The 15,025-nt window shown below is 35.1% G+C and carries 13 protein-coding genes and 3 tRNA genes; 6 read left to right on the top strand and 10 right to left on the bottom strand.

The annotated features are described in order from the left end of the window. Positions 1–66: 66 nt before the first annotated feature. Complete coding sequence (locus tag ABS764_RS12080) at positions 67–1,047, bottom strand: FKBP-type peptidyl-prolyl cis-trans isomerase (RefSeq protein ID WP_408082058.1); 981 nt, start codon at positions 1,045–1,047, stop codon at positions 67–69. A gap of 78 nt (positions 1,048–1,125) precedes the next feature. Between ABS764_RS12080 and ABS764_RS12085 the strand changes: the two genes are divergently transcribed. Then, on the top strand, positions 1,126–1,521 hold the full coding sequence (locus ABS764_RS12085) for an RNA-binding S4 domain-containing protein (protein ID WP_408082059.1): 396 nt from the start codon (positions 1,126–1,128) through the stop codon (positions 1,519–1,521). 48 nt (positions 1,522–1,569) lie between these two features. Next, positions 1,570–2,070, top strand: a complete 501-nt coding sequence (locus ABS764_RS12090) for a phosphoribosyltransferase family protein (RefSeq protein WP_408082060.1) — start codon at positions 1,570–1,572, stop codon at positions 2,068–2,070. Here ABS764_RS12090 and ABS764_RS12095 read toward each other — a convergent pair. Continuing rightward, positions 2,062–2,580, bottom strand: a complete 519-nt coding sequence (locus ABS764_RS12095; protein ID WP_408082061.1) for a shikimate kinase — start codon at positions 2,578–2,580, stop codon at positions 2,062–2,064. The two genes, ABS764_RS12090 and ABS764_RS12095, sit on opposite strands and share 9 nt — an antisense overlap. 127 nt (positions 2,581–2,707) lie before the next feature. Here ABS764_RS12095 and ABS764_RS12100 point away from each other — a divergent pair. From ABS764_RS12100 to ABS764_RS12110, 3 genes are all read left to right on the top strand, one after another. After that, positions 2,708–2,780: transfer RNA gene (locus tag ABS764_RS12100), tRNA-Lys, on the top strand. Positions 2,781–2,825: 45 nt separating this feature from the next. Continuing rightward, positions 2,826–2,898 (top strand) — tRNA-Lys (locus tag ABS764_RS12105). Positions 2,899–2,939: 41 nt separating this feature from the next. Continuing rightward, positions 2,940–3,022: transfer RNA gene (locus tag ABS764_RS12110), tRNA-Leu, on the top strand. Positions 3,023–3,199: 177 nt separating this feature from the next. On the opposite strand, the gene ABS764_RS12115 is transcribed toward ABS764_RS12110, so the two are convergent. Continuing rightward, the gene (locus ABS764_RS12115) at positions 3,200–3,544 is read right to left on the bottom strand and encodes a winged helix-turn-helix transcriptional regulator (RefSeq protein WP_408082062.1); all 345 of its coding nucleotides are present in this window, start codon (positions 3,542–3,544) and stop codon (positions 3,200–3,202) included. Positions 3,545–3,711: 167 nt separating this feature from the next. Between ABS764_RS12115 and ABS764_RS12120 the strand changes: the two genes are divergently transcribed. Continuing rightward, positions 3,712–4,458 carry an SDR family NAD(P)-dependent oxidoreductase gene (locus tag ABS764_RS12120; protein ID WP_408082063.1) on the top strand — a complete coding sequence of 249 codons (747 nt, stop codon included), beginning with the start codon at positions 3,712–3,714 and terminating at the stop codon, positions 4,456–4,458. A gap of 208 nt (positions 4,459–4,666) precedes the next feature. Here the strand turns inward: ABS764_RS12120 and ABS764_RS12125 are convergent, their stop codons facing one another. The 7 genes from ABS764_RS12125 to ABS764_RS12155 all read right to left on the bottom strand — a co-directional run bounded on the left by ABS764_RS12125 (position 4,667) and on the right by ABS764_RS12155 (position 15,016). Continuing rightward, a complete protein-coding gene (locus tag ABS764_RS12125) occupies positions 4,667–5,452 on the bottom strand; it encodes a gluconate 5-dehydrogenase (RefSeq protein ID WP_408082064.1) in 786 nt (261 codons plus the stop codon). A 40-nt stretch (positions 5,453–5,492) separates the two neighbouring features. Then, positions 5,493–6,818, bottom strand: a complete 1,326-nt coding sequence (locus ABS764_RS12130; RefSeq protein ID WP_408082065.1) for a sugar porter family MFS transporter — start codon at positions 6,816–6,818, stop codon at positions 5,493–5,495. A gap of 42 nt (positions 6,819–6,860) precedes the next feature. Then, on the bottom strand, positions 6,861–8,102 hold the full coding sequence (locus tag ABS764_RS12135; RefSeq protein WP_408082066.1) for a glycoside hydrolase family 88 protein: 1,242 nt from the start codon (positions 8,100–8,102) through the stop codon (positions 6,861–6,863). Positions 8,103–8,546: 444 nt separating this feature from the next. Further along, on the bottom strand, positions 8,547–10,496 hold the full coding sequence (locus ABS764_RS12140; protein WP_408082067.1) for a glycoside hydrolase family 97 protein: 1,950 nt from the start codon (positions 10,494–10,496) through the stop codon (positions 8,547–8,549). 199 nt (positions 10,497–10,695) lie between these two features. Then, positions 10,696–12,015: a glycoside hydrolase family protein gene (locus tag ABS764_RS12145; RefSeq protein ID WP_408082068.1), complete on the bottom strand. Its 1,320-nt coding sequence runs from the start codon at positions 12,013–12,015 to the stop codon at positions 10,696–10,698. Positions 12,016–12,130: 115 nt separating this feature from the next. After that, positions 12,131–13,786 (bottom strand): glycoside hydrolase family 43 protein, encoded by a 1,656-nt coding sequence (locus tag ABS764_RS12150; RefSeq protein ID WP_408082069.1) that lies wholly within the window; start codon positions 13,784–13,786, stop codon positions 12,131–12,133. Between the two features lie 27 nt (positions 13,787–13,813). After that, positions 13,814–15,016, bottom strand: coding sequence for a DUF4861 family protein (locus ABS764_RS12155; RefSeq protein ID WP_408082070.1), 1,203 nt, complete (start codon positions 15,014–15,016; stop codon positions 13,814–13,816). Positions 15,017–15,025: the final 9 nt, after the last annotated feature.

Here is a 15,025-nt window from a genome sequence, read left to right on the forward strand (position 1 = left end):
ATAAAAAAAATCCCGCCTTTTTTTTTAGAACAAGACGGGATTTTTTATAATTTTTAAAGAATTAATTTAGTAACAATTTTTATCTAAATATTTCTTTTTTCTATCTGGGTTTGTTGTATTTCCGCTACAATCAGGAATTGATTCAAACGGAATCAGTTTTCCATTTACAGTGATTTCTCTTCTGGTCAAAAAACCATCACCATCATCATCAGCATCTAGATAATCAGGAATGCCGTCGCCATCAGAATCATCTTTCATATCAGCACTTGATGATAAAGGCAGATAACCATCTCCATCAATATCTTCCAGATAAGAAGGAATTCCATCGTTATCATGATCGTATCGTCTCAACTCATATAATTTAAAGCTAAACAATATTGGAGTATAACTAGGTATAGAACCGCTTCCTGAACCATAATATGCTAATCCGGAAGGTAAAAACATCACTCCTGCTCCAAAATCTTTATAGACTAAAGTTCCGTCTCCTAAACCTGATTCCTCATAATTCCCTGTTTTAAATTCCGGAAAAACCTCACTCCATCCTCTAATAACTGGTACTCCTGCTGTTTGAGTATAACCATCCAAATTGTATAATCCTTGAGGATTCATCGATTGATCAAACACAGTTCCATCTAATAATGTTCCTTTGTAATCGGCAAATACACCATCTACATTCGTAGGTTTTTCTCCAACTCCTTCTCTTAAAACTAAATAATACAATTTATAGGTAATATCGTGTAGCTTAATTTCTTTCTCCAGTAATTTTGGAAAAGTAGGACTATTTAAAAGTGACATTATTGATTCCTGTGTTCCCCCTTCAGGAATTTTAGTCATTTTGATATCCTGATCCTGCGGTTCTCCCGGCGCATCGGTAATTTCTTCTATATAATAATTGTTTAAATATTTTTCAATACTATCATTATCTTTTGCATGTTGCTCGCCATAATCTCTAAGGGGCACTTCTTCAATAGTATTATCGTCTTTCGAACATGAAAATAACGAGAGGGTTGTAATTATTAAAATAAAATAATACCTAAATTTGTTCATTATAACTGAATTTTAAGTGCGCAAGATACAATATTGATTTATTTTTGTAAACTATTTAACTCTGATTTTAGAAATTTTATGCGAATAGATAAATATCTATGGTGTGTCCGATATTATAAAACCCGAAATATGGTTACGGAAGCCTGTAAAAAAAATCATATTACTGTAAACGGTATCGTTGCAAAGCCTTCCAAAGAAGTATTTCCTACCGATAAAATTACATTTAGAAAAGATCAGATTACGCAAACCATTACGGTATTAGATATTCCTGAAAATCGTGTAGGAGCCAAACTGGTTGATATTTACCGCAGAAATGATACCCCTGCAGAAGTATACCAGCATTTAGAATTATTAAAATTATCTAAAGAACATTATCGTAAAACAGGAACGGGTAGACCTACTAAAAAAGACCGAAGAGATATTGATGATTACGGAAATGAAATTCATCACGATGACGACGAGGAAAATTTGTAATTAAAAAAAACAATTACATAATCTAAAATTTTAAACAAAAACAAAACCATGAGTAAAAATATCATTCTGACAAATCAGGAAATCAAACATAAAACCAAACGAATTGCCTACCAAATCTATGAAACTTTTATTGATGAAGACGAAGTAGTCCTTGCCGGAATAGCAACTAACGGTTATGTATTTGCACAAAAAATTGCCGAAGAATTAAAAACTATTTCTGATTTAAAGATTATTCTATGTGAAGTTCATGTAGACAAACAAAATCCTGCTGTTGCCATTAAGACTTCTGTACCGGCTGAAGAATACGCTAATAAAGGATTAATTGTTGTAGATGATGTATTGAATTCAGGCACAACCTTAATTTATGCTGTAAAACATTTTCTGGATGTGCCATTAAAAAAATTCAAGACAGCGGTCTTAGTTGACCGTAATCATAAAAAATATCCTGTAAAAGCCGATTTTAAAGGGATTTCACTTTCTACATCCTTGTTAGAGCATGTACAGGTAGAATTTGACCATGATGACAACAGCTGTGCCTGGTTAAGTTAAAATTGCCAAAATTTCTTCTACAGTCTGCGCAATAGTTTGTTCATCTACAACAATTTTATATTGCGCCTGATTGTAATAGTAGCTTCTTTCAAATAAATGAGTAGCAATAAACTCTTTCATCTCTTCATCATTTTTATTGGCAATAAGAGGTCTATTGTTTTTATTCAATGATAACCTGCCAACTAAAGTATCTATAGAAGCTTTTAAATAGACCGACAATACATCATCCCTTTTAAGTAATTCATGATTATTAGCATAACAAGGTGTTCCTCCACCTAGTCCAATTACAATAGGCTCTGTAAAATTCAATAATTCCACAAAACATTCGTGTTCTAATTTCCTAAAATAGATTTCTCCTTTTTCGGCAAAAATCGATTTTATGCTTAATCCCAGCTTTTTTTCGATAAATTCATCTAAATCAACAAAAGGAATTTCCAGCTTTTTTGATAATTCTCTGGCAACAGTTGACTTTCCACAACCCATGTAACCTAGTAGTATAATTTTCTTCATAGAATAAAACCCTATAAACTAAGGTGTTAAAATTTATTATTAAAAAAAGACAAATTTATAATAAAATAGCTTGGAAATAATAAAAAAAACGCCTTATATTTGCACCCGCAATCAGGGAACGATGCAAGACTCGATAGCTCAGTTGGTAGAGCACATCACTTTTAATGATGGGGTCCTGGGTTCGAGCCCCAGTCGGGTCACAAATTAAGTGATTCACTTGAAAAACAAACGTTCTCTGATGCAATGACTCGATAGCTCAGTTGGTAGAGCACATCACTTTTAATGATGGGGTCCTGGGTTCGAGCCCCAGTCGGGTCACAAAAGGTTAAGTAATTATTACTTAACCTTTTTTACTTTTAGGCCATGTGGAGAAACGGTAGACTCGCCATCTTGAGGGGGTGGTGCTCGCAAGGGCGTGAGGGTTCAAATCCCTCCATGGTCACTACAAAAAAGGAGCTAAATCAATTGATTTAGCTCCTTTTTTATAACTATTCACTAAAATTAATTACAAAAAAGCATTTTAACTTAATGTGTTGTTTTTATTTGCATATCCAAATGCATTTTTATTCAAGTTATTGTATTCAAAATTAAGGGAAATTATTCCCAAATACGATTAATGTTATATACTTAGCTTTCTATCTTTAATGTGTTTTCGGTGAGATATTCCCCATTTTATCATTTCGACAATAATGGGACCAAAAGATTTACAATAGTCAGTAGACTCATATATAATTGTAATTTCTGCATCATGATCTTCAGTTCTTTTAACCAGATTATTAATTTCCATGTTTTTTAATTCTTTGGAAAGCATTCTGGAGGTAATACCAGGAATACTCTTTTGAATTTCTTTAAATCTTGTATTCCCATTACAAATTGAATTAATGATTGGTAACTTCCATTTACCACCTAAAACGTATATAGTGTCCTGAAGTGCGCGAACTTCTTCTTGTTGATTTCTTTCCATAACCTTTTTATTTACAGGTATAACCTTTCATAAAGGTACTAAAGGCATGCAATATATAAAAGAACAATTTATTGACTATTCAAATTTTCAGTATACTCCATGATACCATTAAAAAAGTAATAGTGTTTCATTTTTAAATTTGTAGAGTTAATTTAAAAGACATAAAGATGGATAATTTAAAAAATAAAGTTGTGATTATAACGGGTGGAAACAGCGGTATTGGTTATGCAACAGCCAAACAATTAAAAGAACAAGGAGCAACCGTTATTATTACCGGGAGAAGAAAAGAAGCTATAGAAAAAGTTGCTACGGAATTGGGAGTTTATGCTATTGTTGCTGATCAGTCTCGTATTTCAGACATTGAAAATCTGGTACTAAAAGTAAAAAACGATTTTGGAACAGTTGACATTCTTTTTATCAATGCTGGAATTGCAGGGTTAGGATCAATTGAGCAAGCAACGGAAGAGTTATTTGACAACATTATTGACATCAACTTTAAAGGCGCTTTTTTTACATTAAGTCGCTTTATTCCGATATTAAAAGACGGCGCATCAGTTGTCTTTCTTTCTTCCAATACAGCAAGTATGCCTGGACCTGGTTCATCTATTTACTCCTCTAGTAAAACAGCATTAAATTCGATTATGAAATCAGCTGCTTTAGAATTAGCGCCAAGAAAAATCAGAGTTAATTCGGTTAGTCCTGATCCAACAGAAACAGAAGTAATGAAAAAAGTGGGACTAGATGAAACAGCCGTAAAATCAATTATGGATATTGTAGTAGAACAAAAAGTTCCGTTGAAACAAATGGGAACTGCGTCAGATGTGGCAAAAATGGTATCTTATATAAGTAGCGATGCTTCAAAGTTTATAACTGGTGCGAATATCATAATGGATGGAGGAATGGTATTAGCATAACAAAATTCAATTTTTATCCTATAAAGAACTTGCAATTGACACTATCCCAAAAGTGTGTAAGTTTAAAAAATAACGGGTTTGACTTTTACTTTAGTCAAACCCTAGTATTGTTTTTCATTATCACTTATATTTTTTCGAAAATTACTTTTTATCAATCATCTTAGATATAGTGAAAATCATCTTTATAATTTAAATTCTAAAAAACATTCTATTCATTAGAAGGTTTCCCGATAGTAGCTAAAATACCACCATCAACATAAATCACCTGACCGTTAACAAAATTACTGGCATCTGAAGCAAGGAAAACTGCTGTTCCGGCTAAATCTTCCGGATCTCCCCAACGACCTGCAGGCGTTCTGCCGATAATAAAATCATTGAAGGGATGACCATCCACACGAATTGGAGCTGTTTGAGAAGTAGCAAAATAACCCGGACCAATTGCATTAACCTGAACATTATATTTCGCCCATTCCGTTGCTAAACTGCGGGTCAACATTTTCAATCCTCCTTTGGCAGAAGCATAAGCACTCACATTGTCACGACCTAATTCACTCATCATCGAACAAATATTAATAATCTTACCCGATTGGCGTGCAATCATTCCTTTGGCTACTAATTTTGACATGATAAATGGTCCGACCAAATCTACATCAATCACTTTTCTGAAATCAGAAACAGGCATATCGATAGCTAAAACACGCATGATAATTCCAGCATTGTTAACCAAAATATCAATTTTACTATGATTGGCTTCAATTTCTGCTACTTTCTTTTCAGCGTCTACCTCAGCGGTAACATCAAACACATAACCTGTAGCTTTATATCCTGCTTTCTTATATTGTTCTATAGCCATTTCTAAAGGCTCCTGTACATTATTGGTAATAATTAGTTCTGCTCCTGCTCTGGCTAAACCTTCTGCCATTGCCATTCCTAATCCATGTATTCCTCCGGTAACCATTGCTGTTTTACCTTCCAGGCTAAATAAATTTGTCATTTTTTGTTTTATTTATTAGTTGTTAGTTGTTAGTTAAAAATTATTTTGTTGCCAGACTTTCTGACAATTCCTCTAAAGTTTTCCCTTTAGTTTCCGGCATTTTAAAGAATACCCAAAGTAATTGCCAAACCATCATCAGACAAAAAATAGCAAACACTGTTGTAGAACCAATTTCTTTGAACAAAAAAGGAATAAAAGAAGGGATTAAAGCAGCCAAAACCCAGTGAACTGAGGTACCAAAAGAAGTTCCGGCTGCTCTTAATTTATTTGGGAATAATTCAGAAATAAATACCCAAATTACAGAACCCTGGCCTACTGCATGAGAAGCAATGAATAAAAAGAAAAATACTGGAACTGCCATTCCTTTCCACTCGAAATAAAAAGCCAGTGTTACTAATCCTAAAGACACTATATAACCAACAGATCCTAAATACATTAATGTTTTTCTACCATACTTATCAATCAAGGAAATACCAATTAAGGTAAAAATCAAATTAACAATTCCAATTCCGATACTACTGAAAAAAGAAGCTGATTTTTCCAAACCAGCCAATTCAAAGATACGTGGCGCATAATACAGGAAAGCATTAATACCTGAAAATTGATTAAATAAGGCTATAAAGAAAGCCAGCATTAATGGCTTTCTGTATTTTTTCATAAAAATGGATTCATCCAATACTTCATGTTGCTTTTCATGCTCCATGGCTTTTATCTCTTCAGCTACTTCATCATCTGTATTGACCATACGCAATATTTCAACCGCTTTTTCCTTATCTTTTTTATATTGATAAATCCAACGTGGACTTTCAGGAATTCCAAAAACTAATAAAGTATAAATTAAAGCCGGAGCCGATTGTACTCCTAACATCCAACGCCAGGAATTCTCTCCTATATCCTGCAACAAATAATTGGATAAAAAAGCAATCAGAATGCCAAAAACAATATTAAATTGGTACAAGGCTACCAATTTCCCTCTGTCTTTTGCAGGGGCAATTTCCGAAACATAGGTTGGCGCTGCAATGGTGGAAGCTCCAATTCCTAATCCTCCCAAGAATCTGAAAATTGAAAAAATGATGGAATCATTAGCCAAAGCGGTACCTACTGCGGAAAGGAAAAATAAAACTCCTATCAAAATTAAAGTTTTCTTTCTACCTAAAGCGTTTGTAGGTATAGCACCAAAAATAGCACCTATTACTGTTCCCCAAAGTGCTGATGACATCACCACCAAACCGTGATACAAATCGGAAGAATTCCATAATTGTTGCAATTGCTTATCGGCACCTGAAATCACTACGGTATCAAAACCAAATAGAAAACCGGCTAAGGCTACAACTATAGACCAGTATATTATTTTTTTATTGTTCATTTTTAATTTTTATTTTTTGGATTGGTTATAATTTAATTTTTCTTAGTCAAAACTATATGTCAATAAAGGGGCATTACCTGCTTTCATTTTTTTATATCTCAATAAGGCTTCTACATAATAATAATCGGCGTAAATAATCGAATAATCGATTTCGGAACCAGCCGGTTTATGTCCTGTAGAATGTAACAATAACGCAGTATTTTTATCTCTACTTAGATAATGCTCTGACAGTTCTTTCAACATAGCTTCTGCTTTATCAAAATATTCTTTGGCTAAAACAGCATCCTTTGTATAGGTTGATAATTCTAAAAGTGCTGAAGCTACTACTGCAGCTGCGGAAGCATCTCGAGGAGCCTTAGGAATTGTTGGATCATCAAAATCCCAATAAGGAATCAAATCTTTTGGCAATCGGTCTAAATACACTCGAGTCACTTTATGTGCAAAATCCAAAAATTTAGGATCTTTCGTTTCTCTGTAAACCATAGTATAACCATAAATTGCCCAGGACTGACCACGTGCCCACATACTACTGTCGCTATAGCCTTGATGGGTAACCGCTTTTATTTTTTTACCAGTTTCTTTGTCGTAAATCACTACATGATACGAGGTATAATCCGGTCGGAAATGATTGTTCATTGTTACGGTGGCGTGACTTACCGCCATATCGTATAACTTTTTACTTCCTCCATTTTTAGAAGCCCAGAACAATAATTCCAAATTGATCATATTATCCATAATCGTATTATGCTGGGGCCATTCCATATTAGGTACTTCTCTTGGCCAGGACAAAATGGTTCCTACTTTGGGATTAAAAAGTGTTGCCAGAGTATCGGCTGTTTTTAATACAACAGATTTATATTCCGGATTTTTAGTTAAACGATACCCATTCCCGTAACTGTTAAATACCTGAAAACCTAAGTCGTGATCTAGTGCCGGAGTAACTGAAAGCGGTTTCAAATAAGCGGTAAATTTATCCGCAGCTGTTTCCCATTTTTGATCCCCTGTAGCTTCGTATAAATACCATAGTTCTCCTGACCAGAAACCACTGGTCCAGTCTGTAAAATCCACATATTTCCATTGTTTACTATCCGGAGCAATATTCCTGAGAATAGATGAGCCATCATGGGGTATTAATTTCAAAGCATCTGAAGATTGTTTGACACAATAAGTTAATTGTTGCTCAACATCAAATCCTTTATCTGATTTGTAATTTATAATAGTTCCACAACTCACCAATAGTAAAGTTGCAAAAAGAGATCCTATAATTTCTTTTTTTATGTTCATATTTAGGTAAAAATTATTGACATTATCTAGACATTATTTTTAAAATAAAGACTACCCCAATGTTAGCTAGAAAAATTATTTTAAGCGATAAATTATAATGCAATCAGTATAAATTATCGCCCTTATGCTCTATAAAAGCCCGCAAATACAGCCATTTATCCAATCACCCCACACCATCATAAAAAAAGCAGCTAAACTTTACTGCTTAACTGCTTTTCTTTTTATATGCTGGTACCAACATCTTATAGATAGGGGATTTATTGCAAAGCCTATTTTTGGCATTAAGAGAAGCAACAAAAAACGGTCAATGCCTATTCAAATGGGATATTATTTTAACCTATTTACTCTTATATTTGAAAAAAAGCTCCGATTATTAAAATTGAAGCCTTGACTTTTCAACTTACACACTTTTTGGGATAGTGTCTTTTTTCACCTTTAATAAATTTACTTTTTGACAACTTCAGTAATAATTAAAGCTACACCACCGGAAGCTTTAACATCAAAATTCAAAACTTCTCCTCCTTTAATCTTTTGTTCTGATACAGCCACTTTGGTACGCGTTGCTACTTTGTCATCGTCCTGAAATGATTTCACTACATATTTTCTTCCTTTTACAAGAAAATCTGTTGGAATAGTTATTTTACGTGCCTCAGCATTCGTAATTGCACCTACAAACCATTCATTTCCACTTCTTCTGGCTACACTAATGTTTTTTCCTATTTCTCCATTCAGCACTTTAGTTTCATCCCAAACCGCTTTTACTCGATCAAAAAACTCAATCTCCGGCTCTCCCTGATATGCTGAAGGCTGGTCGTACCAATACATAAATTGAATCGGACTATAATACACCGCTGCTAATGCCAATTGGTGGGCGTGCGTATTTTTTATTCGCTGGTTATAATAGGCAATCGTATAATCAGCCGGTCCTGCTAAGAAACGTGTAAAAGGCAAAATGGTATTATGATCGGCATCGGGCATTTCTTCGTTGCCACGAATTCCTTCCTGAGTCATTAAATTAGGATACGTACGACTAAAACCGGTAGGACGGTATTCGTCATGTATATCCACCATTAAACCGTATTCTGCACATTTTTTTACCGCTTCATGCATCCAAGTTGACCAACGCTGATTGCCTACCTGCACAAATCCAAATTTAATTCCTTTCAATCCCCATTTCTTATATAATGGCAAAATCGAATCCAATTGCTGAATTAAGGCACGCTGATTGACATACACCCAAAGTCCTATTCCTTTTGAAGCAGCATAAGCTGTCAATTCAGGCATATTAAAATCTTTGGTTTCGGAAACTGTAGTTGCATCGGAACTCATTTTCATTTCAGGCCCGTACCATCCCGCATCCAAGTGGATGTATTGTAAACCTCTTTCGGCAGCAAAATCAACACACTTTTTAGCATCTTCCTGAGTCAGCTTAGCCACACGAATCACTTTCCCTGGTTTAATCCAGGAAGCATCCTTAATTTGATTTTCAGGATTAAGATTCAAAATGATTGTGTTGTTTTTGATTAAATCGATATCCTTATCTGCAGCCATAATCACACGCCAAGGTGTACTGTATGCAGGAATTACATCCACGCTGCTGTATAATGAAGCCTGTAAGGTATTTGGTTTTGTTACATTTAAACTGAATTTCATTCGGGCATAATCGGTCATTTGCGCCTCAGCAATGGCTACTGACAAGCCGTTTGTCAGTTTCATAGTTAAAGGACGTTCACTTTGCCCTTTCCAATCTGTAAGAGGCAATAGAGAATAGGGACCTTGTGCCCAAGGCTCGTAATACGCCAAAGTGCCTTCTGGCATTGTAAACTGGGTTTGTTCTCCTACAATATGCAGAAATAAACCGTTTGAAGGCTCTGGAAAATGGTATCGAACAGCTACACCTTCATTGTAGGCACGAACCACTACATTCATAAAGTAGCTTTTGTTCTTATCGTAACCATCTGTTAATTTTTGATTATCCAAATCTCCTTTTCGAAAAGCGATGGTCATTTCATTATAATTATTGCTTATTGTCGAATTTTCACCGTAAACGGGTTTCCAACTATCATTTACCTGATTGCGTTGAATTCCTGTAAAATTTAGATTTTCACCCCATACTTTACAACTGTCATTTGGAATACCCAATGCCGACTCGAAAGTCTGATTTTCAATCAACACCCCAAGCTCTGATTCTTCTACAACCTTTTTCCCTTTGAAAGAAAGCGAATAATACATTTGTTTCTCTCCCACATTATTCAGCCTTTGATAAAAAGCAAATTCGTAAGCACCGTTTGGTGAATTCAGTTTTTGAACCGTTTCATCAATAATAGACTGCGCCTGAATAGTTAATGCACACAGGAGTAGCCCCAATAAATGATAAAATTTGTTTGCTTTCATTTTTGTATTTTTATTTCCTTGTTCTATAAATCAGTCAAAATTGGTATAGCCATCTATTCTTAGCTTGGATTCACTTTTGATAAAATTCTGTTTTGGCTAAAATTCATAGGTTCTTTAGTTGTCCCAGAAGGCTCAACAGCAAAATTGACACTAACTTGACCAAAATTGAATTAATAACCCATTCAATATTAATATCCACTTACCATTTACCTCTTCCACTCATCATTTTAACCTCACTATTTTTCAACTCTGGAGATATTGATTTTATATCAAGGTTTTTCGCTTCATCGCTTTTAATAATCAATTTATTTTCTAATTCATTAATCAACATGATATTTTCAGCTTCCATAGGTCGAATGGCAGAACTCATTTCTGCATGAGCCGGCATTCCAAATCCCAGCATAATAGGTAAGGCTGGTGTATTTATCTTTGATTCGTTAGTATAAAGCCTTATACGGTGATTTTTACCTGCAATAGTTGCAATTGTATGTACTAATGATTTGGGCATAGAGGGTATCAGTTCTAATTCGACATCAGTGCCTAAGGTATTTTCACGAAGATATAGCAGTGGTCCGTATTGAATATCACCCCTGCAATTTCGCACAAGTACATTTGATCCCAGTAAAAAACCACGTTCTGTCCCAATGGCCTGACATCCTTGAAGTTCTGTACGATTTACAGCATCGTTAGTACCACCAATTTCAAAACCGGAACGCGTGTTTTTTGCAATACAATTACGAAGTGTCACTTTACCAACCCCTCCATAGGTACGAAAACCATCCTCGCTCAATGATTTTGTATATCCAGGACTTATTATATAATATCCATCACGGTTTTCATATACACTGCGATAATTTAGCTTTTCTGCAAGACCACCTCTTTCAGCTAAAATATCATCTGTGGTTCGCATTGCCCCCTCAGCATAACAATCCTCCAATACAATATCTCGTGTATCATGACCTTGGGTTTGAATGTAAAAACAGTGTCCAAATGCACGGCTAAATACTTTACATCGCCTTAAAATATTGTTTTGACCGGCAACCATTATACCGCTTTGTTTTTTAAGTGTAGTCAGCACTGGGCCTCCTTTTCCAAACAAATCACCATAACCGTAGGAAGAACCACTCACATACAACATAACGTCTTCTAATACCGTATTGTTACCAAAAACAGAGAGTATATTACCGTTACTGCCTATATCAGGAGATCCGGTATTTTTTATTGTCAATCCTTTTAATGTATTACCGTTCCCATCAATGAAAAGGCAGCGCATATAACCATAAGGCAATTCTTTGTATAATTTAGTATCAATTTCTATTGTCACTCCTGTAAAGTCAAATGTATTATTGTTTCCACTAAATCTTAAAAACCAGCGAGGCTGACGCTTTTGTTGCTCTGTTTGTGCAGGTAGCTCTGTTAATAATTTAGTAATCCGTTCACTGTTCAAAAAATTGGCTAAATCATAGACTCCCGGTTTCATACGAATTTGTTGTCCATTTTTAGACGCAAGCTTTACCAAAGCTTCAAGAGTTTCAATTTCTTTAATTTTATTCTTTGCCTGAACAGTAATCAAAGCAGAAAAAAACAACAAAACACATAAAACATCAATTCTTTTTATTTTCATTACATCAATTTTATTTAGTTATTCTAAACCAGTCGAAATCGGCATACCCTCCCATTCGTACATTTGGTTGACTTATGGCAAAAACTCCAATTTTGGCAGAAATCCATAAATCTTTTTCGGCTATCGCTTCTTGTCCAATTTCAAAAAAATCGATTCCGTTTTCACTATAACTAAACTTACAGGCTGCATTAGGAGCTTTGATTTTCATACGCAAATGCACTTCATTTGAATTTAAAGGTTTTTCTTCAATTAGTTTTTCCAATGTCCCTTCATTAGCATTGATACAACTAGTTTGTTGCACCCAATATTTCTCATCATGATAAGCAATTGCAGCATAAGCATAGGATTTCCCCATCAACAACATGCCTGCCTTTTTATCTGGAGTATCCCATTCGGTAGTCAATTTCACTTTGGTTGTTGCCGTAAAATTAGGAGCCGGTAATTTTTGTAATAATAGATTAGATACATTCCAAAGATTGGGTTCTTCTTTCTGACTTATGGCAAATAACCGTAGATAATCAGAACCCGGAATTTGTGCACTCCACTTTACAGATGAATTAGCATACCATTGCCATTGCAAGCCCGGTTTTCCATTCTCAAATTCATCACTTTCAACAGGATGCATAATTGGTAAACTATTGCCATTTACTGGTTTCACCCCAGAGAGTATCGGTTCTCCAACTCCGTTCCCATCAAAATCTTTTCCAATTAAAGGCCAATTGTCTTTCCATTGCATCGGTTGTAAATGCAACACACGTCCGTAAACACCCTGATCCTGAAAATGGATAAACCAGGAAGCATCATCAGGAGTCGTTACCCAAGCACCCTGATGGGGACCATTTATTATAGTACTTCCTTGTTCTAATACAATTTTATCTTCATAAGGCCCGTAAATATTTTTAGATCGCATCACTACCTGCCAGCCATTTTCTACACCTCCTGCCGGAGCAAAAATATAATAATAGCCGTCTTTTTTATACAGTTTTGGACCTTCCATGGTATGGTGTTTATCATGTCCATCAAAAACATTTTGACCTTCATCAAGTACTTTTGTTCCTTCAGCATTCATTTTATTTATAGTCAATACACTATTAATTCCGGCACGACTACCTGCCCAGGCGTGAACTAAATAAGTATTTTCACCATCCCACAGCGGACAGGGATCGATGATTCCTTTTCCTTCCATTACTAAAACTGGTACTGACCATTTACCATAAATGTTTTTGGTTTTAACCATATAAACACCAAAATCAGGATCGCCCCAGTAAATATAAAATTCTCCTTTATGAAACCGAATTGCAGGAGCCCAAACTCCTTTACTGTGTTGTGGAATATTAAAAACAGCTTCGGGAATTTGTTTTTCCAAAGCATAATTGACAATCTGCCAATTCACCAAATCCTTAGAATGTAAAATAGGCAAACCAGGAACACAGTTAAAACTACTGGCTGTCATATAATAATCCTTCCCTACCCGAATTACATCCGGATCGGAATAATCGGCATACAAAATTGGATTGGTGTAAGTACCATCACCCCTATCAGATTGCCAAACTTGAGAAATGTAATTACCTTTCTGTTCCTGCAATTCCGTTTTTTTAACCGATGTACAGGCACCAAAAAACAAGCCTAACACTAATATATATGTATATTTATTTGTAAAAATCATTCTCTTAATTTCTTACGAATTCCTTCCTTATTTTATTACCTTAACCTCTAAAGGATTGGCTATAATTTTTGCCTGTTTATCAAGCATTTCATCCCAGTCCATAACATCTCTAATCTGTTTACTTCCCGTCCAGGCAAAACCAGCATAATAAGTTATTTTGTCCTTCGGATTGGTTAGAATTAACAAATTACTTTGATCAGCTGTTTTGGAATCATGAACAAAAGCAGTATCAATTAATTTTGGACTTAAGACAATACCTTCACCAACAAATGCACTATCTATTTGTTCCCAATGACGAAACCATCCCTTGGGTTTGTTGATATTCACTTCTCCTTTTTTATCATGAAGTGTAATCCCTACTGTATAATTGGGAATCATTTTATTTGAACGATAACTAATTTCAAATTTTGAAAAATTAGAATCTAAATCCAATGAGATTCGTTTTACTTCCTGAACACCGTAACTACTCCACGGCGCATAAGTCAATTCAAAAACAGTTCTCAAAGGTCCTGTGGCAATGGTTTTATAGTTCACATAATTTTTAGATACCTGTAAACTATCTTTTTCCCAAAGTCCTGTACCACCAGTACCACGACTGGCACCTACATGGTAAGGGTCATAACCTTCACCATGCTCAATATGATAATATCCCGGATTGGCTACATTTTTTTTATACCAACTGTCAATTATGGAATAGTCCACTTTTTTTAACCATAAGTCGATACCACTGGAAAGTGTTCCACCTTCTTTACCTTCTTCAACTAATTGTTGTGCGAAAGGACCATAAGCTCTGAATGCCACTTTATTATTTTCCCAGGCGTAATCATCAATACGTTCCGGAACAAAACGGGAGTAGGTTTTCGCCTTTGGCTCAGCAACCTGAATTGTATCCAGCATAATTACATATTTTGCCGTTGCATTGGCCGCTACATTGGCCTGAAAAAGCAACTCATCTCCTTTTCCGTCCCCATCATTATCAACCCATTGTGTGACTAAATATTGATCAGCTCCCTGCTCCTTGATACGAATGTTTTTTGGGTCGTTTTTATCTAAAAGAGGTTGCAATTTATTACGTTGCAGGCTAATAATTTCATAACGGCTAAACCCCAATGTATTTTTTATTTCAATATTAATTTCTTCATGTTTATTCGTTTTTGTACAGGCCGTTAAAGTTATCAACTGAAAAAAGCCTGCTGCAAAAAGTGCTCTTTTGAAATACTTATATCTCATAATATTTAC

The sequence above is a fragment of the Flavobacterium plantiphilum genome, assembly GCF_046000495.1.
In the GTDB taxonomy this organism is placed as follows: Bacteria; Bacteroidota; Bacteroidia; order Flavobacteriales; family Flavobacteriaceae; genus Flavobacterium; species Flavobacterium plantiphilum.